Raw genomic sequence first — 4,975 nt, forward strand, 5'->3', positions numbered from 1 at the left:
CACCACGTCAAAGCAAAATGCCCGCTTGACTTCCAAAAGACAGATTCTGTTTTGAAAGAACGAATGACATGATGAAATAAGACCAGATACTCTGGTTCCTGCCCGAAAGCAAAACCATCAACCCGGAAGCAATCCATCGCGTCGGTAGGGAGAAGATATAGCGCTTATCGCGCCAAGATCAACCCCTTTTCTTCGCCAAACCCGAGAAACATAATCCCGCCGCCCAGTTAGGATCTTGTCCGAGAAAACTGCCTCGAGCACGGTCCCTGCCAGCGATCAAACTTCAACCGTCTTTACTGCGGACACTCAACATAATGCCCGTGAGCATCATCTTCAAGGTCCACGATCAAATCTGGTTTTCGGCTTGATCAGCTGCGGAGGCGCCAGATACTGCCGGCCGTTCGAGATTGCAAGAGCCCAAAACCTGGGAGTCCGGACCACCGCGCAGACCTGCTCCACGCGCTTCGCACGGGCCCTCATCGCCCCTCTTGCTCCGACTGCAGCGAACGCCTGGGACGGCCGTGACGCGGATCCGCTTCCGGTTTGAGCGCGGCCGCATCCTCTGGGGATCAGCGCGGCCGCGATGAGGACGAGTGCGGAGCGGGCGCCTCGTCCGGAGGCACGGCACGGCCTGCCCGGTGGAGGACCGATCGCGGCGGTACCGTGGTCACCGGACGCCGTTCGAAGCGTGGCACGATCTCCTCGGCAACGTACCGTGACACGTTCGGCGTGCGCACCACCTCGCGGAAGGTATCCAGGGGAACGTCAAGGAAATCCTCCGCGCGGCCACCCTTGCGCGCCATGCGAAGGGTTCCGGCCGCAGGGGGATCACCGCACCAGCGAGCAGTCGCGAACTCCGTGGACGCGAGCGTGGAGGAACTGCAGGTCTCGGCCGCCACCGGCATGGCCGCGAGCGCGACCAGGAGAAGCGGTAGGCCCGGAAGCTGGAGGCGGATCATGCGAGGCTGCTCTGCAAGGACGAGCCGGGAGCCATATCTGCTAAGCCCATGACCGGAAAGGGTCGCGCGAACCTTCCATCCGGCCTTCCTGAGCCCGGTGGTGCCGCGCCCCCCCGATGGCCATAAAAGCCTGCGCTCCGCGCCGCGGGCCATCAATGCCCGCAACAGAAGGACACGCCCGGCCGGCCCGATGCCCTCCCAGATCGTCATCACCGAGAAGACCAGCCAGGCCAAGGACGTCCGCGCCGCCGTCGGCGCCCGCTACGGCATGATCCTCCCCGCAGAGGGCCACCTCTTCGACCTTGTGGAGCCGGAAGAGGCCGTGCCGGAATGGAAGCGCTGGTCGCCCATCCTCCTTCGCCCGGAAGGGCTCTACCCCACCAAACCGGCATCCGGCGGCAACAAGGCTTCCAAGCTCAAGGCCATCAAGGACGCGTTGCGCGGCGCTGAGTGCGTCTGGCTCGCCACCGATTGCGACCGGGAGGGCCAGCTGATCGGCCAGGAGATCCTGGAGCACCTGCGGTACCGCGGGCGCGTCATGCGGGTGATCTTCACCGCCCAGGACCCGCAGACCATCCGCGACGCCTTCTCCCGCGCCCGACCCAACGCCGAATACGCCCGCCTCTATGCGGCCGCCGTCGCGCGCCGCCAGGCGGACCAGATCTACAACCTTTCCCTCACCCGCACGGCCACCGTCACCCTGGCCAAGGGCGCTCGCGCCGTGATCGGCGTCGGCCGGGTGAAGACCCCCACCCTGGCCATCGTCTGCAAGCGGGAGCTGGAGATCCGCAACTTCGTCCCACAGGCCTATTTCGAGGTGGTGGCCACCGCGGAGGTGGAAGCCGGGCGCTTCCGCCTCCGCCACGCGCCCAAGGAGCGCATCCTCAAGCGCGAGGACGCCGAAGCCGTCGCCGCGCTGGCCGAGGGCTTCGAGGGACCGCTGGCGGTGCGGGTGGAGGACAAGCGACAGTCCCCTCCCCGCCTGCACGACCTTCCTTCCCTCCAGAAGCTCTGCGGCTCGCGCTTCGGCTGGTCGGCCGCGCACACGCTGGAGGTCGCGCAGCAGCTTTACGACGGGGAAGGAAAGAAGATCATCACCTATCCCCGCGCCGAAACCCGCTACCTCCCGGAAAGCCTCGTGCCGGACGTGCCGCGCATCGTGGCTGGGCTGCGCGTCGGCCGCGCCTTCGCGGCCATCCCGGTGCCCGACCCGCCGGTGGTGCGGCGCGGCGCCTCCGGGCACTTCCACGACAAGGGCCTGGCCGGCGCCAGCCACCATGCCGTGATCCCCAACGTGAACACGGTGGACACGCTGCGCGAGGCCTGGCCCCGCCTCTCCTCCGACGAGCGGCGGTTGTTCGACGTCATCGCACGCTCCTACCTGGCAGCGGTGATGCCGGATTACCGCTACCGGCAGACCACCGTCCTCATGGACGTGCGCGGCCATGCCTTCCGGGCTTCGGGCCGCCAGCCCATCGACCCCGGCTGGCGCGCCGCCTTCCCCGACTGGCAACCCGCCGAGGAGCGCGGCGAAGATGCGCAGCCCCTTCCTCCGCTGCGCGACGGCGAGGCCGCCCGCCTGCGCGACGCCACCGTGGAGGACAAGGAAACCCGCCCCCCGCCGCGGTACAACGAGGGCACGCTGATCGAGGCGATGCAGAATGCCTGGCGCTTCGTGGAGGACGAGGCACTGCGGGAACGGCTGAAGGAAGCCAAAGGCATCGGCACCCCCGCCACCCGGGCGGAGATCATCCGCGGCCTCAAGGCGCAGGAGTTCCTGGTGGCCGAAGGCAAGAACATCGTTCCCACCGAGCGCGGCCTGTCCCTGTTCACGGTGCTGGAGCGCGCCGACCCCGCCCTGGTCGATCCCGGCGTCACCGCGCAGATGGAGCGCCTCCTGGATGAGGTGCTGGTCGGGCAGCAGGAGATGACCGCCGCGATCGATGCCGTCTGCGCCCAGGCCAGCCGCATCATCGGGCGGCTGACGGAGGGAGGAGCCTCGACCGTTCCCGCCCTGCTCGCCGGCGCGTCGCCGCGGGGCGGCGCCGACCGTGCACCCACCCCCGCCATGAAGCGCTTCGTGGACAGCCTGGCACAGCAGAAGGGTCTCAAGCCGCCACGCGGCTACACCACCTCGGCCGCCGCCTGCCGCGCCTTCCTGGACCAGCACGCCGGCAGAAAGGGGGAAGCGCCGGCGCGATCCGCCCCACCCTCCCGCATGGAAGGGGGCGAGGGCGAGCCCCCGCCACGTCCGGCGACCAGAACAGGCACGCGGCGCAAGCCCGGCGCCAAGACCGCCGCGTCCGGACGCAAGCCACGGGGCAAGGCCGCCGCGGCGGCGCAAGTCTCCACCCCAGCCCCGCAACTGGCCGACGACACCCCGCTGCGCATTCCCTTCGGCAACAAGGAAGCTGCGTTGCGCCTTGGCGCGCGCTACCGGGCAGGCGGCTGGTATGCGCCATCCGGCACCGACCTCGACGCCTTCCGGGAACGTGGCTGGCTGTGATTCCTTGCGACGCCCCTCTGGCGAAGCGCCGCCCGTAGGAGCGTCGGGGTGGAGCGAAGGGCGGACCGCCCTTCAAGATGCTGTGGTATCGTGCTCGAGCGGCGGGCTCGGCTGGAAGCCTGGCCGCCGCAGTCCACGCGCCGGCCCACGCAGGGGAAGGCGAAGTTGCCCGAGGCGACCGGCCGGGCGCGCAAAGTCCCGCATGAAGCTTCAAGGAAATCACCGCCAAGTCGCGCTCAAAGAAAGCCTTGCATCCTGGCGCGAATGGCTCATATTGAAGCGGTCAGGTTTCGTTGTTTCGGTTTGACTCCTCTGCCCTCGCGGGCGCCGGGTTTGTTTCCGTTTCAAGGCGAAGGTGATCCGTTGGGCAATCGTGCTCAGCGGTTTTCTTGATTTGATCGGATCAAAATCATGGCGACCGGTACCGTTAAGTGGTTCAACGCAACCAAGGGCTACGGCTTCATCCAGCCCTCCGATGGCTCCAAGGACGTGTTCCTGCACATCTCCGACGTGCAGCGCGCCGGCCTGGACGTGCGTGAGGGCGACAAGCTCGAATACGACGTGCAGAGCGGCCAGCAGGGCAAGCTCTCGGCCGGCAACCTCCGCCAGGCTTGAGTGCAAGGCGGCTTAGCCGCCTTCAAGACGAGCACTTCGGTGATGAACCGAGGTGCGCCTGGGCCCCGGCTGGAGAAATCCGGCCGGGGCTTTCGCATTTGAGGTTTCGCGTTAGCCGGGCCTGGCCATCATGGTGCTGCCTTCAAGGGCGGGCGAACCACTCCGGGCAAGGGAGCGGATGGCCATGGGCCTGGATCTCGGCGCGGCGCTGGTTGCTCAGCATGTACGTGCAGTAGTCATCCGCTGCGGTGTCCGCGTCCATGTCCTCCGGGATCAGCTCGCTCACCCGGATCGCGTCGGAGATCGCGCCCCAGTTTCCGGTGAGGGAGATGTCCGACACGTCCCCTCCGGCACCCCGGCCCACCGTCAGCCGAACGGCGTTGACGATGATGGCCGTCTGCACGATCCACAAGAACTGCTCCTGCTTGGTCACAGCCCGAATGATCCCCTGTGTCGACGGGTCGAAGTCTGCACCTGACGGACCCTCATGAGAAGGCTGCGCATCCGCTGCTTGCACACGGAGCCGCATGGTTCGACGGAGGGAAGCGTCCCGGTGGGTGCCTCAGGATGCCCGCGGAACAACCGCGCGCAGCGTCCGAAGGGCGTGACCTGGCGTTTCGCACCTCGCCGGAAGCAAACCTCCGCGCCTGGGACATGACGTTGCACGCCACGGCACGCGATCCGGCGGCCGGTGGTGCTGCCCCTCGGGAACCAGGCACGCCGCACGGGTTCGGGGGCATGTCGCGCCACCTCGGCCAGCAGCCAGCCGGCTGAGGCGGAAGCCGCGGCATTCACCCGGCCGCGACCTGCCCCTTCTGTCGCAGAATACCATCCTCCAGGGCGGTTCTGACTTTGGTGGCGAGTTCGTGCCGGCGGTATGGCTTGCTGAGGAGGA

The 4,975-nt window shown here is 67.6% G+C and carries 4 protein-coding genes; 2 read left to right on the plus strand and 2 right to left on the minus strand.

Going from position 1 to position 4,975, the window contains the following annotated elements; translation table 11 throughout:
- Positions 1 to 569 precede the first annotated feature (569 nt).
- The gene (locus ACFFIC_RS27615; protein ID WP_377056509.1) at positions 570 to 959 is read right to left on the minus strand and encodes a hypothetical protein; all 390 of its coding nucleotides are present in this window, start codon (positions 957 to 959) and stop codon (positions 570 to 572) included.
- Between the two features lie 190 nt (positions 960 to 1,149).
- Here ACFFIC_RS27615 and ACFFIC_RS27620 point away from each other — a divergent pair, with 190 nt between their 5' ends.
- Positions 1,150 to 3,465 (plus strand): type IA DNA topoisomerase, encoded by a 2,316-nt coding sequence (locus ACFFIC_RS27620; RefSeq protein ID WP_377056511.1) that lies wholly within the window; start codon positions 1,150 to 1,152, stop codon positions 3,463 to 3,465.
- Positions 3,466 to 3,876: 411 nt separating this feature from the next.
- On the plus strand, positions 3,877 to 4,080 hold the full coding sequence (locus ACFFIC_RS27625; RefSeq protein ID WP_377056513.1) for a cold-shock protein: 204 nt from the start codon (positions 3,877 to 3,879) through the stop codon (positions 4,078 to 4,080).
- A gap of 142 nt (positions 4,081 to 4,222) precedes the next feature.
- Here the strand turns inward: ACFFIC_RS27625 and ACFFIC_RS27630 are convergent, their stop codons facing one another.
- On the minus strand, positions 4,223 to 4,492 hold the full coding sequence (locus ACFFIC_RS27630; RefSeq protein WP_377056515.1) for a hypothetical protein: 270 nt from the start codon (positions 4,490 to 4,492) through the stop codon (positions 4,223 to 4,225).
- Positions 4,493 to 4,975: the final 483 nt, after the last annotated feature.

Source organism: Muricoccus vinaceus, assembly GCF_042433125.1.
GTDB lineage: Bacteria > Pseudomonadota > Alphaproteobacteria > Acetobacterales > Acetobacteraceae > Roseomonas > Roseomonas vinacea.